The sequence below is a fragment of the Terrimonas alba genome, from assembly GCF_042434975.1.
Taxonomy (GTDB): domain Bacteria; phylum Bacteroidota; class Bacteroidia; order Chitinophagales; family Chitinophagaceae; genus Terrimonas_B; species Terrimonas_B alba.
In genome coordinates, this window is record NZ_JBHMQM010000001.1 from 1,096,508 (window position 1) to 1,111,705 (window position 15,198).

Consider the following 15,198-nt stretch of genomic DNA (forward strand, 5'->3'; position numbering starts at 1 on the left):
TTATTAAAATCCGATGTTTAATCCAAAAGACCAGGTTCTTGCAAAGGGATAACCTGCGTTTTGGGAAGTTTCACCCATTTCAGGGTCGAATCCATCTTTTATGCTTGCCAGCTCCCATAAGTCATTTCCGGAGAAATACACCCTGGCTCTTTCCATCTTCACTTTTCTCGTTAAGGATGCAGGCAGCGTGTAGCCAACAATAAGTGCTTTTAAACGGATGTACCGGTTATTCTGCAACATGAAATCATTGTTGGCATAATTCCATTTTGCACGGGTGCCATTCACAGTTAAGCGGGGGAAAGTAGCATTTGGATTCTCTGCAGTCCATGTTTTGCCCAGGAATGCAGGATTTTGATTGGTCCAGATGGCGGCAAATGGGTAAGCCATATATCCGTTTCGCATAATCAATTGCTCTAGCTGTCCCTGGAAAAAAGCCGAAAAATCTATCCCCTTCCAGGAGGCTCCCATATTAAAACCGAAGGTGTAATGTGGGGTGCCATCGCCCTTGTACACCAATGAACTTTTTTCATTGCCATTGGATGTGATGTTTCCGGTGCCACTGACATCTACTTTTTTAATATCGCCGGGCCGCAATCTTACATCGGGATTGGTGGCTTGCATACCAGCCAGGTCCTGGCTGCTGCCATATTTTGCATAATAATCATCAACCTCCTTTTGATTCTGAAAATAGCCATCGGTTTTATATACAAACCAGGGTTGATTAGGATAACCATTCACTATCCCGTTTTTTCCTGCTCCATAACCATCAGCGTTTTCTACACCGGTTACTAAGGTTTTAGCATCACCGATATTGAACGAAATATTATAAGAAAAATCTTTCTTGCTATCTTTCCAACTAATAATAGCTTCCCAACCTTTCGTATTAAAATGACCACTGTTGGTTTTAGGCGCTCTACCTCCTAATACTGCGGGGTAAATCACCTGTGATAACATGCCGATATTGTCTTTCTCAAATAAATCGAAGGCTACTGAAAGGCGGTTGTTTAAGAAGGCCAAATCTATACCGATATTTTTTTGATCAACCCTTTCCCATGTTCTCAGTGTAGTTATTAAGCCATTATTCTGCAGGCCCGATGATGGCTGTTGGGAAGCCGGCACACCCAAAATGACAGCACGGGGATCTATCAGGGAAATATACTCGAAGTTACCAAGGCCGGCATCATTACCGGAGCTGCCATAACTGGCTCTTATTTTACCAAAATTCACGATTGAAGTAATGCCCTGTAAAAAATCTTCTTTGGTAAATACCCAGCCTGCCGAAGCGCCGCCAAAGTTTTTAAACTTAAATCCTGTGGCAAACCTGGAGTTGCCATCTCTTCTGCCCATAAATTCCACCAAATATTTTTCGGCATAGTTATAATTAGCTCTTGCTATGTAGGAATAATACCCATTTTGGTTTTTAAACCCGTCATTTGATTGCGCTGCAGCCGAAGCCAAACTTATATCCTGAACGCCCAAATTTTCGAATCCAATACGTGTTGCCGAAACAAACTGATACCTGTTTTTTTCAGCATTGATACCGGCCACTGCCGAAATATTATGTACGCCTTTAATCGTTTTATTATAGCGCAGCAAGGCCGAATAATATTGATAAAAAGATGTCTTTGCCTCTGTATAATACCTATTATTCGTGCCGCCTGTATTGTTACCCGTTCCGGTTTGCTTGCCATACCAGTTATATACCGGCACTTGCAGTACATATCGTTCCTGGTTGAACCGTTCATTTTGCAATGAGGCCAAACCTTCAACCGCCAGATCTTTATAAATCTGGTAGGTAGCCTTTAGATCCACCCTTCCGGTAAGGGAATTTTTATTATCTCTGCCGCCATCGGTGGTCATTGCAGCAGCATTTCTGTTTGCGCCTCCATCCACTCCGTTAAAACAGGCAAACCACTGACCAAAAGGATTTTTGGCAGGAAAGAACGGCATATCATATCCATAAAGCGTATTATCAAGGCCCACAGAAGGTGAACCTGTTTTGGCATTCACCAAACTGATGCTGGATTCCAATTTCAATTTTTCAGACAGCTTATAATCATAATTAAACCGGGCGTTGTATTGTTTTTGCCCATCGTAAGCCGTTGCCAGGTTGCCCTTATTATCAGCAAAACCTAACGACAAACGATAGCCTGACCTATCCGTACTGTTGGAGATACTTAAGTTGTGCTGATGAGAATAACGGCGGGCAAACATCTCATCAATCCTGTTGGCATTGAAGATATAATAGTCGATGCCGAAAAGGGGATATGCACCTTCGTAACCCTGCTGCATCCTCAGCATATTCTCTTGATTTCCCCATACCCACCAGTTGGGTTTGGCTTCTTCTTTATTGGCTTCAATCCACATGGTAGCATATTCTTGCATACTGGGCGAATAACCGATAATGCCATTGGTAGTAAAGCGCAGGTTACTGGCGTAGTCCACTTTTACTTTTCCCTTTCCCCTTTTAGTGGTGACCAAAAGCACCCCATTGGCAGCACGTGCACCATAAATAGAAGCAGCACCATCTTTTATCACACTGATACTTTCAATATCATCACTATTCAGATTTTGAAAAGCAATGCCATTTACGCCGCCAAGAGCGGGAACTCCATCAATTACAACCAGGGGATCCCCGCCATTTGCAGATATATCACCACGAATTTTAAATTTCAGACCCTCATTTCCAGGGCGTGGAGAAGAACGTGTAACTACTAAACCAGGAGAAGCGCCCTGTAGCGCTAAACCGATATTCGTTATGGCACGGCTTTCAAAAGTCTTGGCTGTTATCTGTTCAACAGCGCCTGTTAAAGTGGCTTTCTTTTGCTTTGAATAACCTACTACTACCACATCGCCCAAATCCTTTTCTTTAAGTGATAAATTCACTAGCAAAACGCCCTTGGTCCTGGAAGGTTTTACTTCCACGGCCTGGTAACTTACAGACCCTATTTCAAGAACTGCCCCTTCGGGTGCTTCAATGGTGAATGTTCCGTCGGCATCGGTGGTTGTACCTTTTGTAGTGCCTTTTACTTGTACCGAAGCTCCTGACAGAGGTTCCTTGGTATCGGTATTTACCACCTTTCCGGTTACTGTTTTAGTTTGTGCAAAAGAGGAAGGACTGAAAAAAGCCAAAAGGAAAATGAGCATCGTAAATGCAACCATTTTTCTTCCCTGCTTTGACTTAAAATTTCTCATACCGCAAGTTTTTTTTGTTTTTTAGATTTGATTGATTTGCGCTTAATTTTTAATTCATAGGGTTCGGATCGGGCAAAAGAACTCCTGCTTCGATTTTCATCGAAATTTTTTACAACTGTTCAATATGTAACCGGGCTAATTTTCTATTCCATTCCTTCTCAGCGAGGACTCCCTTATCACAAGTTTTGTCGGTAGTCGGATCGTTGTATTTTTGGTTTTCCTGTTTTCATCTTTTATGCAAAGCATCAGCTGTTCCATCACCTTCGCCGACATCTCTTCAACCGGTTGCGCCACAGCAGTAACAGAAGGTGAGAACAATGAAAAATGTGTATTATCATCAAAGCCGATCACAGCAATATTGCCGGGTATTGTAAGATTCAAATCCTTTAGCGCCTGCAGGCCCGCGATGGCGAGATAGTTTGTCGCAAATAAAATGGAATCAAGACCGGGATTTTTATGCAAAAATGCTTTAACCTGTTCAACTATCTTATCATGTTTGTCAAGCGCAGTATCGTAAGGTACTTTTTGAATAAACGGCTGGAGTGCATTTTCCGATGTTGCACGTAAATAGCCATTCAACCTTTCCTGCATTTGCACCTGCGCTGAATCGAGGGTCACAAAACCAATACTTCTATAACCATTTTCTACAAAATGCTGCATCGCTTCGTAGGCTCCGCCGGCATTGTCAATAATAATATTATGAGTGGGTAATTCCGGAAAATACCTGTCGAAAAGAACCACGGGAAAATTGTCATCTACGAGTTGCTGAATCTCTTCTTCGATGCCGGGCGAAGGAGCTATGATATAACCATCTACCTGCCTTTCCCTGAAAACTTTGATCAAATCCCTGGCGCGGATTGTATCATTCTCTGTACTTGAATTAAATATTTTATAGCCCAGCTTGTAAGCTTTTTCCTCTACCACCCTTGCTATGCTTGAGAAAAACGGGTCAGAAATATCTTCCACCAGCATGCCAATGATCTTAGTTTTACCGGTGCGGAGGCTTTTGGCCACCATGTTGGTCTGGTATCCTGTTTTTTTGATATGCGCCAACACCCTTTCCTTAACATCATTGCTGATTCGCTTTTCTGTCGCTTTTCCATTTATCACAAATGAAATGGTGGTGGCAGAAAGGTTCAGCTCTTTGGCCAAATCGTGTATGGATTGTTTGCGTTTCAAGCAAATCGTTTTAAAAATTAAACCAGCGTTGTAAAAGGAGAACGAAAGACTGTCGGGCCGACCGGAAGTATTATTGTAGCTATGCCTGGCTGAATCAGCAATCGTTAACCTTAATTCCTATTCTACATTTATTCAATTTTCATTAATCGATTTAGCAAAAAGAATAAGTGTAAAAATGACAGTATAAAGGAATATCAATTAATCGATTTAGCAATCAAACCGCCAAACTTAATTTGGGCAAACGTTTGCATAGATTAGCTTTTTAGTTGGCAAAAGAAGGAATACCACTGGCTATTATAAGGTTTTATATCACTATTAATCAACGAATTATAATTGTATCTAAGATTTATCTTACTTTTAACAATTGCTAAACGCGGCCATTAAAAGAGCCCATCAGCAATGCCCGATTTTTAATGAAGCATGAGTCAATAACTATAAAAGATATCGCTAAAGCACTCGATCTTTCTATAGCCACGGTGTCGCGGGCTCTTCGTGACAGCTATAAGATCAGTCCCGAGACCAAACAAAAAGTATTGGAGTATGCCATGGCGAATAATTACCGGCCCAACCTGATGGCACAAAGCCTCAAAAACAAGAAAAGCCGGACTATCGGGTTAATTATTAGCTCGGTACCAAATAATTTTTTTGCCGATGTCATCAGTGGAATAGAATTCGTCGCCAGCAATAAAGACTATCACCTTATTATCACGCAGAGCCAGGAATCGTATGAGAAAGAAGTTAAAAACATGGAACACCTCGCCTGGAAATCCGTAGATGGAATGCTTGTCTCACTTTCAACAGAAACAGAAAATGTAGAGCATTTTAAAAAACTTCACGAAAAAGGAGTGCCCCTTATTTTTTTTGACCGGATAACAAATGCGATCAAAACACATACCATCGTAGCGGATAACAAAAGAGGCGCAAAAGCAGCAACAGAACATTTTATTAAATCCGGTTATAAGCGCATAGCCCATATCACCAGTTCTTTGAATATCTCTATCACGCATGAAAGACTGGCCGGCTATTACGAGGCTTTGCAACAAAATGATATTCCTATTAATGAAGCTTATGTCAAATATTGCATGCATGGAGGCATGAATAAGGACGAAATTGAAACTGCGATAGATGAATTACTTTCTCTTGAGAATCCACCGGATGCCATATTCACTGCCTCGGATCGCCTGACAATTGGGAGTTTTTCCATCCTGAAAAAAAGAAATATTGCTATTCCCGGCAAAATAGCACTTGCAGGTTTTTCTAATTTTAGTGCTCCCGACCTTTTCGATCCATCTTTAACTACGGTTCGTCAACCTGCTTTTGAAATGGGCAAAGCAGCGGCAGAATTATTAATAGAACTTATTGAGGCGAAACGGCCTCCTTCCAGTTTCAAAAGAATCGAACTACCAGTAGAATTGGAGATCCGGAAGTCTTCAGTAAAATATCAACTGGAATAATACCATAAGGTATTACCTGATCGCAAGCCGGACATTGGATTGTTAAGCAACTTTTAGTTTAGTTTTATTTTTTTATCCGAATCGGATCAAAATTTTCTTCCATAATAATTTTATTTTCAAAGTTGAATCGCTCATACGACACTGACCATTGAAGTTGATTGTATTCGCAATGATATCAGCAATTGAAAAAAAATGATATGCATTTATATCAATTCGCCTGATTCTTTTTTTTCTTCTGAATTATCGAATTGACCCCATTCGAACTACTGTGAATGAATATGCCGGCAATTCGGAAGTAAACTTTTCTGAAACCAAACATTCCGTTTCCCCTGCTTTTGCACTTTTATCATCCCAACTTCCCTTCAACGTGATCTTCTTCGCATTTGTGCCGGGAATTGAAATACCTGACAAATCAATTGAAGCGTTGACAGTTTCCGGCAAAAGGTTCACAATTTTTATAATCACATCTCCTGTTTTTGTGTCCCGCACAATGGAATAAGCAATACGTTTTCTTACGGCTTCCTCGTTGTTTGAAAGCTTGATGGCGGCGGGAAGGTATTCATTGCCGGCATGGTTGCTAAAAAGTTTCTGCACTTCGTAATTAACCGTTGGCTTTACTTCGGTATTGTTGAAGTATATCAGATCCGGGTTCCACTGCGTATGACCTTCTTTTGCCAACAACGGCGCATACGATGTCATATGAACCACATCACCGTTTCGCTCCAGCGACGTCAGGTAAAGGGCTTCCGCAAGCGCATTGTACAACGTATTGCCGCGGGAAGCGTATTCACCCAGGTACACTTTTGATTTGGAACGATCGTAACGGTCATAAAAATCCTGGTTGTGTACAAACCATGCCGGGCTTTCATAGTAATGCTCATCAACCATCGCGAGTTTTAGCTTTGTTGCGATCTCCCATCCTTCCTCATAATCTGTTCCTTTATAAAAAGGGCCGACCGTTCCAATCACTGTTATTTCAGGATGTTTCTCTTTAAGAACATTATAGATCATCGAGAACCGCTCTTCAAAAACATCGGTGATCAGATCTTCATTACCAATGCCGATGAATTTTAAATTAAAAGGTTTTGCATGACCTGCCGCCGCTCTCAACTTTCCCCATTTTGTATTCACATCACCGTTGGCCCATTCTATCAGGTCCAATATATCCTGTATGTATTCATCCATCTCTTTCATTGGAATACCACCCTGCTGTCCCGCTCCTCCTGTACCGGAATTTTGACACGGAACACCTGCTGCAATTACCGGCAACGGCTCCGCTCCTATATCTTCACAAAACTGGAAGTATTCATAGTAACCCAGGCCAACACTCTGGTGGTAACCCCAAAGATTTCGCTGGGGGATCCGTGCTTCCAACGGACCAATGGTATTTTTCCAGCGATAGATATTGGCGAGGCCATCGCCATGCGCCACACACCCGCCTGGAAAACGAATGAAACGTGGATGGAGGTCTGCGACTACTTTTGCTAAATCGGAACGCAGTCCATTGCTTCTGCCTTTGAATGTTTTTTGTGGAAACAACGAAATCATGTCCAGTGCCAACCGGCCCGGAGACAAGGGCTGCAATTCAAGTGTTGCATCACTGGCATCAGCTAATGCTGTCAGAACAGCCTTTGTTTTTTTCCATTCTTTAGACGACACATCTATCGTTGCCTGTCCCAGCACTTCTCCTTTCTTATTGACTAAACGAGCCAGCAACTTTCCACCCTTTCCTTCCAATCGCTTTACAAAAAGCGACAGGTTGTAAGCCTCGCCTTTTTTCAAGGCAATGCCGTCGAAGCCTTCGTTTACCAAAGACGCTCCATGTGCCTGCGTCTGCAGCACCGCATAATGCGGATTGTTAACGTGAAGAGGTGAAATGCTATCAATCGTAAAGGTGGTACCCTTTCCATTCAGTGTCCACGAATGCGTCGGATTCCAAGTCTTGTCGCGATATTCTTTGTCTCCTGGCACATATTCGAAATCGCGGTTTTGAATGAGTTCTGCATAAAGCCCGCCATCAGCTGCGTAATTGATGTCTTCGAAAAATATGCCGAGCAGCATATCACTTATTGGTTTTGCTTGTCCGGCTTGCAGGGTGATACTTGCATTCACCGTTTGAAGGCCGGCAAACCGCGCAGCATCATCTTTTGCTGATTCGCTGTATAACCTGCTTTTATATTGCTGCAAATCGGCCTCCCTGATCAGCTTATCCACCACCGACCACGCCACGTAATACAATTGACCCGTAGCGTTACCAGTGGGCAATGGGACGGTAACACTGGTATTTTTGTATTCGGTTGCTGACACTTCGGTTACGTCGCTGTAGGTTTTAAAATCTTTCGTTGCAACACGGTAGTACTTGCCACTAACATCTGTATAGGTTATGGTATAGCTGCTTGCTATTTTATCATACCAGATTACCGGGCGAAGAACGTTTGTTCCAATTTTCGTCGCGGGGTAACTTTGCCTACTCCAGTCAACCAAATCATGTGAAGAGGCGTGTGCAAAAACCTTATCTCTTTCGTTCAAACTCCACACACATTGCCAAACACCGCCGGGACCTTGCACCAGGTAAGGGGTAATCATTCGTTTTTCAGCACCCCAACGCCCATAATCCGATTTCAGGTAAGAGAACTCATTTCCGATGCTATGCCAGGATATTTTGTCAACGCTCCAGGCAAAATGCAACCCGTTGTGATTATTGTTTTTTTCGGTTGCGTAAGAAAAAAGATAAACAGAGTCTGGCTCGTTGGCCAGCGCAACAAAGTCTATTGATACAAAAACACTGATGTATAAAAAAAATTTCTTCATGTACTGCTCTACGTTTTAAAATTTCATTTTTAATGTCCAATAAACAGCCGCTGGTTTTTTGGTGCGGTAAATATCGGTGCTAAAAACAGAAATTATACTTAGGGTGGAGAAAGTTTCACGTACGTTGGTTCATTCCTGTTGGCTGTAGGCCACCCCGGATTTAATCCAGCGACAGTCAGATTTAAGTCCCCGGGCTTATTCCTATCCTGATGAGGTTTAGTATTAGCGCAAGTTCGTCGATGCAGAGCTCCCGCAACAGATCCTTTATTTCCACTTCGGAGATTCCGCCGCGACCAATTATACTACGATTTCATCAATATTCTTTCATTCTCTGGTAAGAGAAGCCTTTATTCAAATCAGACTTTTTAGCAATGAATACAGAAACTGCACAAATTTTGAAATATGCCGAAGGCCCCTGTATTAGTCTTTAATCACTCAAGCACCATTACAAATCCACTATTTACATTCAAAGTAATATTACATTTCTTTTGTGCTGCGGTGCTCAGGACCGTTTTCGAAAACAGCTCCTCCTTTACACCGTCTGTGAAAAGAGTCGCCTTGCTTTTCTTAAAGGAGGTAAGGTCAAAACTTATTTTCTTTTCAGTTGTATCTCCATTAATACCGGCAATGTACCAGCGATTACTACTCCTCCTGGCGATAACAACATATTTCCCGGGATAGCCATCCAGAAACTTTACATCGTCCCAGTTGTCAGGAAGCGTTCTTAAAAAATCTTTCACATCATTGGGCACCTTCGCCATGCCTTCAGGCGCCTGGGCATAATGCTGTATGCCGGATAAGAATAAAACGGAAAGAGCCAGTTCAAAAGCGGGAGTAGTTTTTCTAATACTATTTGAAGCGGTTAGCCCCGTAAGATTCATAGGTGTAAAATCCATCGGGTCGAATGCGTTTCTTGTAAATGGCAACATGGCGCAATGATTGGCTTGCTTATCCGCCGCCGCCTGGCTGAATGTAACCATCTCCATTCCATAAATTGCTTCAGCAGTCACAAGGTGAGGATATGTTTTTTGCCAGCCCCGCGGCAGTGTAGCGCCATGAAAGTTGACAAGCAGCTTATATTTTGCAGCATCATTCAATATATCAATGTAGTATTGAATCATACTCTGACCATCGCCACCAAAGAAATCAATCTTTACACCTTTAATGCCCATTGCCTGCAAGCGACTGAATTCTTTTTCTCTTCCTTCTTTTTTCAGTAATACGTCTTTGGGATGATATGTTACCGTATTCCAGTCGCCTGCAGAGTTGTACCATAATATCAACCCGACATTTTTTTGTTTTGCATACCTTGCCAGTTCAGCTATCTTATCATATCCAATCTTTGTATCCCAGTTCACATCAATAAGGCAATACTGCCATTTCATTGCTGAAGCAAAGTCAACGTACTTTTTTTGTTCATCATAAACGATCATATCGTCTTTGCTGTTGATCCAGCTCCACGATGCTTTGCCCGGTTTGATAAATGATTGATCTATCGTAATAGCTTTCGGCGCCAGGTCAGTACCCAATGTGGATTCAGCAATTGTCTTCAAATTGCCAATGGTAATAATGCGCCACGGTGTAAACCAGGGCTTGTTGTTTTCTGGCAGATAACCACCGCCTGTAAAAACTTCTCTCGGATCGGGAAATCCAATTGAATAAACAGACGACGCAGAATCATTGGTCAATCTTGTGCCACAATAAGTACCGTCAATTGCTGCTTCAGTGATCAGCACCCATGTATCATTTGTTTTGAACAATGCCGGGTACACCCAACCTGACTTTAAAGGCGACACTGTGCCAACAGAAATGTCCTGCAAATAATACTCTTCATAAGAGGGATGACAACGCTCCCAACCTGTTTTTGCTTCACTCATGGGTTGCAACCAGGCTCTTGTGCTTTTGTCAAAAGCAAATGAGGAATGTTCTTTAATAATCGTTTCATTATTTTTTATCCAGGGAAAATAATAGCGGAATGCGACGCCGTCATTGGATAACCGGAAAATGATATCCATTTTTTTCTCTTCTTCATTGATAAAAGACACCAGCAATTGATTCGCCTGGTATCGAATGTTGCTTTTTTTTGCATTCTTCGTTTGGTAGCTATCCGTTATCCGCTCAGGTTTTGAAATCGTGATCAGTTTCATGCGTTGCGTGAAATTGTGCCCCTTCATCATCACTCCCAAAGCAGAAGGCTCAATGACGCTTATCCCAGATTTTTGTATCCTGTATTGAATTTCACCTGTAGCAGACAAGAATACATCTAGTACGACAGATTTGTCGGGACTTTCCAGTTGAGCAACCTGCTTTGCCTGTAACTGATTATGCATTGAAATAGCAGGTTGGGAATATGCCCATATGTTGATACCAACGAGGGCTAAAACTAAAAGAATGGTATTTTTCATATTCATCTTTAAAATCATCAAGGCTTTATAATTTTATCAATTCAAAAATAAAACATCATTTTCCGGATATCCACCGAAATATTCTTGCTGAGTTCCTGTCCAAAAACCAAGTGACCGGTTTGGTTCATTCCAGAACGCCGGTGCTTGGCAGAAACAAAAAAAGCGTTGTATAAAATATTTTTTTATCCCCGTTCAAAGGCAAATTAATTTGTAATCACATCCACTTCAGCATATCCAATTTCATCGTTGCCATCAATATTTCGCAAAGCACGAAATTTGATATAGCGGGCCTTTACCGGTGAAAAGCTTTTTGACTGCCACAATGGATTGTTTTTGATGTTGGAGAATTCTCCTGAATCGGCCAGCTTCCATTCTGCATTATCATTCGATATATAAAACTCGTAGTTGCTGATGATGCCGGGATTCCAAATGTTTTGGTCGGGCAAATATCTGAAGCCAGCCAGCATTTCTTCTTTGCCCAAATCAATCACCAGATCAACCGGCATTTTTTTGTCTTTGCTTTGGTGCCAGGCAGTTGATGGGTCGCCATCCAGAACAGCTCTTGCTTTTTCATCTTCAATTCCTATAATCTTCCAGCCTTTCCTGGAAATATCAAATTTTTCGTTTGTTACAGGACTGCTTTTGCCCGATGCAGGTTCGTAAGCGATAGCACGTACCTGCACTTTACCCCCGGTGGTAACGGGGCCTGAATATTTTTTTGATGTCAACGTAGGCACACTACCATCCATCGTATAATACAGTTCTGATTCTTTATCGGCTGGTATGATGTTTATTTCGCCATGCTGATTCCTGATAATGGAAGGAGGAGTAAGTATTTGCGGGGCATTATAAATGCCGATATTGGAAATTACAGGGACACTTTTTGCATCGGTAATATTGAAACGAACTTTTGTGGCCGTGATACTGGGAAAACGAAGGATACGTTTATAGCCAATAGTAGTCGCTTTCGCTAACTCTTTCCAGTTGCCATCAACCCATGCTTCTACGGTAAATGCTTTTACCCGTTGACCTAACCGAATATACTCTTGTACCAAAAAACGGTTGAATTTTGTTGGCTTGCGAAAATCTATTGTTAACGAAGCCTGCTTTACATTATCATCTGTAGCCCAATAAGTATTTTTATCGCCATCCATTGCCATTGCTGCTGCAAATTGTTTTGCCTTGCCCCGAATATTTGAAGCGGTTGCTTTCTTTTTTAAAGCAAGGTTTACTGCAAATGCTTTTTTCACTGCATCGGCAAAAGCAAGAGCTGCTTTTTCATCATTCTCGTGAATCAATCCCCTGGTATCAATCGGGAAATTGAGGAGTAATGTGCCATTGCGGCCAATGGAATTGTAGTAAGTCTCCATTAAATGCGGCACTGTTTTTACTCTTTCATTTTCGCCGGGATGGTAAAACCATTCGGGTCTGATGGAAGTATTTACTTCGGCAGGCACCCAGGCATTGCCATCTTCCAAGCCAAAGTGCAGCATATTCCACGTTACCTCGCCTGTTTTATTCAGTAAACTCCAGTTTGTTTCACCAACATAACCCGCTTCGGTTCCAACCCAACGCAGATCACCTCTGTCACCTCCATCGTTCCATATCACAATGTTGGGTTGCAGCTTGCGGATCATCTTATAGGTATTACCCCAATCATAATAAGTAGTGCGGTCTATCTTGCGGTTTTCATTGGCACCGCCATAATATCCTGTACCTCCGTTGGCGCCGTCAAACCATACTTCGAAAACAGGTCCGTAGTTGGTTAGCAGTTCGGTGAGTTGATTTCTGAAGTAAGTAATGTATTCCGGTTTGCCATAATCCGGATGGTTTCTATCCCATGGAGATAAATAGATACCCAGCTTCAAACCATATTCTTTACAGGCATTGGCCATTTCACGAACGATATCGCCTTTGCCATTTTTCCAGGGAGCATTTTTAACGGAGTATTCTGTATATTTTGAAGGCCAGAGACAAAAACCGCTGTGGTGCTTTGCGGTTATGATTATACCTTTCATACCGGCTTGCTTACAGGTACGTGCCCATTGGCGGCAATCCAGTTTTTCAGGATTGAACAGGTTGATATCTTCATTACCATAGCCCCACGATTGGTCGGTATAAGTGTTTAAGGAAAAATGAACAAAAGCATAATATTCCATTTCCTGCCATCGCATTTGATTGGCCGATGGCACAGGGCCAAACGGTACGGGAGCTTTTGTTTGGGCATAATTAATGCCGATTGTGCAGATGGAAAGAACAAGTCCACAAAAAAAGTATTTCATCATTCTCTTTTATTTATTCGCACTGAAGTAAAAAATTCAAATTTAATAACAATCTCACCAACTGACCATTCACAAGCAACTCATCAAAAATGAGGTCTTGTTTTATTGAGGCTTGCCATATTCCGTTTTTGTATTTTTTCCATTGCAACTTCAAAGGAACTCCGCCACTGATGGTAACTTTCTGATTGTTGAAATTGGTTAAGAGTAAACGTTTGTTTTCCTCTCCGAAATCTTTAGCAGTGAAAACAATAGGCTGTTTTAAGTAGTAAGTTCCCTGCAAAAGATATACTGTTACCGAACCTGACTTTTTCTTTGCTGCTGTCAGTGCTTTATCTATTGAAGCAAAGGGTTTGGCTTGTGTTCCCTCGTTGGCATTATTACCTTTGGGAGAAATAAAAATTTTGTTTGCGCAAACAATACTACCGGCAACAGGGCCGCAATTACAATCAATATTTTTCTGATCCCATTCATATTTGAAAATTCCTTAAACAAATAACCAGCAATTTATTCAGATTGAGAACAATTTCAGTTGCCTTAGGCAGTCGGTTGTTAATCCTTCGTTGGCACTTCCTGCACATTCTTTGAAGAAAGTATTTAATACAGCTGATGTTTATTTGCCTTGCAAAAAGACAGAGGCCCTGCTAGTCCCTTGAAGGAATAAACGTAAATCTCCTTTTCAACTTTAGAAATGGTTTTTCAAAAAATTTATAGGACAATACTGATATAATTACCGTGGCAAGGAAAGCGATAATAAAGCCAACATTGTTTTTCCATTCATGCAAGCCAATCATGGTACTAAAAAACGCCAGTTCATCTTTAAATATTTGATACACCAACCAAAACATGGTGATATGAAATATATACATCCCATAAGATATGCGACCGAGATATACCAATGCAGGTGGCATATATTTTGACGAAGCCCCATACAATGACAGAAAAAACATTACGACTCCTACAAGTATTAAAAACCAGCCGCAAATGGCTTGTGACATAGTTGAAAGGTGTGGGGCATCTGCATGAATTCCACAAACAATTGAGGCCAGCAACCAACATACTAATCCTGCTATAAATAGTACAATCCGGGTAGCGAAGTGCCATTTTGGTTGCCAGCCCCTGAAATAAACGGAGAGAAGAATTCCTGCTGCAAAAAATTGAAAGTGTACAAAGCTGTTCGTCCACTCGCTGCTAAATCCTTTTGTGGGTTTTTGGGCATAGTAAATAATAGTGGCGTAAGCTGCCAGGAGTGCCAGAAATGAAAAAATCTTTAGCCCTCTTTTGCCTGTATAAAATACTACTAATGGAAGCAAAATGTAAAGTTGTTCTTCAACAGAAATGCTCCAAAGCGGATTAATAGGATAAGACGACAGCCATTCATTAAAACTAATATACCAGTTGCCGGAAAATAAACTGAATGCAAGTTGTGTTCCCGGTGAAACATGCCCGAATTTATTTGAAAACTGCATGACTAATACCATTCCAAAAAAGAAGGCAAAATACAATGGCCAAATACGAAGTATGCGTCTTATGTAAAAAGATCTGATACTGATTTTTCCAAATTGTTCTTGTTCCTTAGTGAGTAATTCTGTAATTAAAAATGCACTGAGAAAAAAGAAGAGTGGTACGCCAAAAACGCCAACCAAACTAATATGGTGCCCCCAATAATATTGTGTCGGATTAATTGGGGCAAGGTCCATTCGGTGGGTGAAGAACACAAATAGAAATGCACAAAAGCGAAGCAGGTCTAATTCAGGTTTGTAATATCTTATTGGGATCATAAGGCAGTTTTGCTACAGGGTCTAATTCTTATTAGAAAGTCGAAAGGATTTTCGATTCATTGTTAAATAGCTGACCGAGATATTTTGTATTTCA

8 protein-coding genes are annotated in these 15,198 nt (G+C 41.4%); 1 reads left to right on the forward strand and 7 read right to left on the reverse strand.

Translation table 11 applies throughout. From position 1 onward, the window contains the following. Positions 1-3: 3 nt before the first annotated feature. Together ACFEL9_RS04330 and ACFEL9_RS04335 are read right to left on the reverse strand one after the other, a co-directional pair. Positions 4-3,195: a SusC/RagA family TonB-linked outer membrane protein gene (locus ACFEL9_RS04330; RefSeq protein ID WP_385886449.1), complete on the reverse strand. Its 3,192-nt coding sequence runs from the start codon at positions 3,193-3,195 to the stop codon at positions 4-6. Between the two features lie 135 nt (positions 3,196-3,330). Beyond that, the gene (locus tag ACFEL9_RS04335; RefSeq protein ID WP_385886451.1) at positions 3,331-4,374 is read right to left on the reverse strand and encodes a LacI family DNA-binding transcriptional regulator; all 1,044 of its coding nucleotides are present in this window, start codon (positions 4,372-4,374) and stop codon (positions 3,331-3,333) included. 413 nt (positions 4,375-4,787) lie between these two features. On the opposite strand from ACFEL9_RS04335, the gene ACFEL9_RS04340 reads away from it, so the two are divergent. Further along, complete coding sequence (locus ACFEL9_RS04340; protein WP_385886453.1) at positions 4,788-5,828, forward strand: LacI family DNA-binding transcriptional regulator; 1,041 nt, start codon at positions 4,788-4,790, stop codon at positions 5,826-5,828. Positions 5,829-6,068: 240 nt separating this feature from the next. Here the strand turns inward: ACFEL9_RS04340 and ACFEL9_RS04345 are convergent, their stop codons facing one another. The 5 genes from ACFEL9_RS04345 to ACFEL9_RS04365 form a co-directional block, all read right to left on the reverse strand. Then, complete coding sequence (locus ACFEL9_RS04345; RefSeq protein ID WP_385886455.1) at positions 6,069-8,639, reverse strand: alpha-L-arabinofuranosidase family protein; 2,571 nt, start codon at positions 8,637-8,639, stop codon at positions 6,069-6,071. Positions 8,640-9,070: 431 nt separating this feature from the next. Continuing rightward, on the reverse strand, positions 9,071-11,044 hold the full coding sequence (locus tag ACFEL9_RS04350; protein ID WP_385886456.1) for a glycoside hydrolase family 97 protein: 1,974 nt from the start codon (positions 11,042-11,044) through the stop codon (positions 9,071-9,073). Positions 11,045-11,247: 203 nt separating this feature from the next. Next, entirely contained in the window at positions 11,248-13,329 is a 2,082-nt protein-coding gene (locus tag ACFEL9_RS04355; protein WP_385886457.1) for an alpha-L-fucosidase, read from the reverse strand. A 10-nt stretch (positions 13,330-13,339) separates the two neighbouring features. Continuing rightward, entirely contained in the window at positions 13,340-13,807 is a 468-nt protein-coding gene (locus ACFEL9_RS04360) for a DUF1565 domain-containing protein (RefSeq protein ID WP_385886608.1), read from the reverse strand. 160 nt (positions 13,808-13,967) lie between these two features. Next, complete coding sequence (locus ACFEL9_RS04365; protein ID WP_385886458.1) at positions 13,968-15,104, reverse strand: acyltransferase family protein; 1,137 nt, start codon at positions 15,102-15,104, stop codon at positions 13,968-13,970. Between the last annotated feature and the right edge of the window lie 94 nt (positions 15,105-15,198).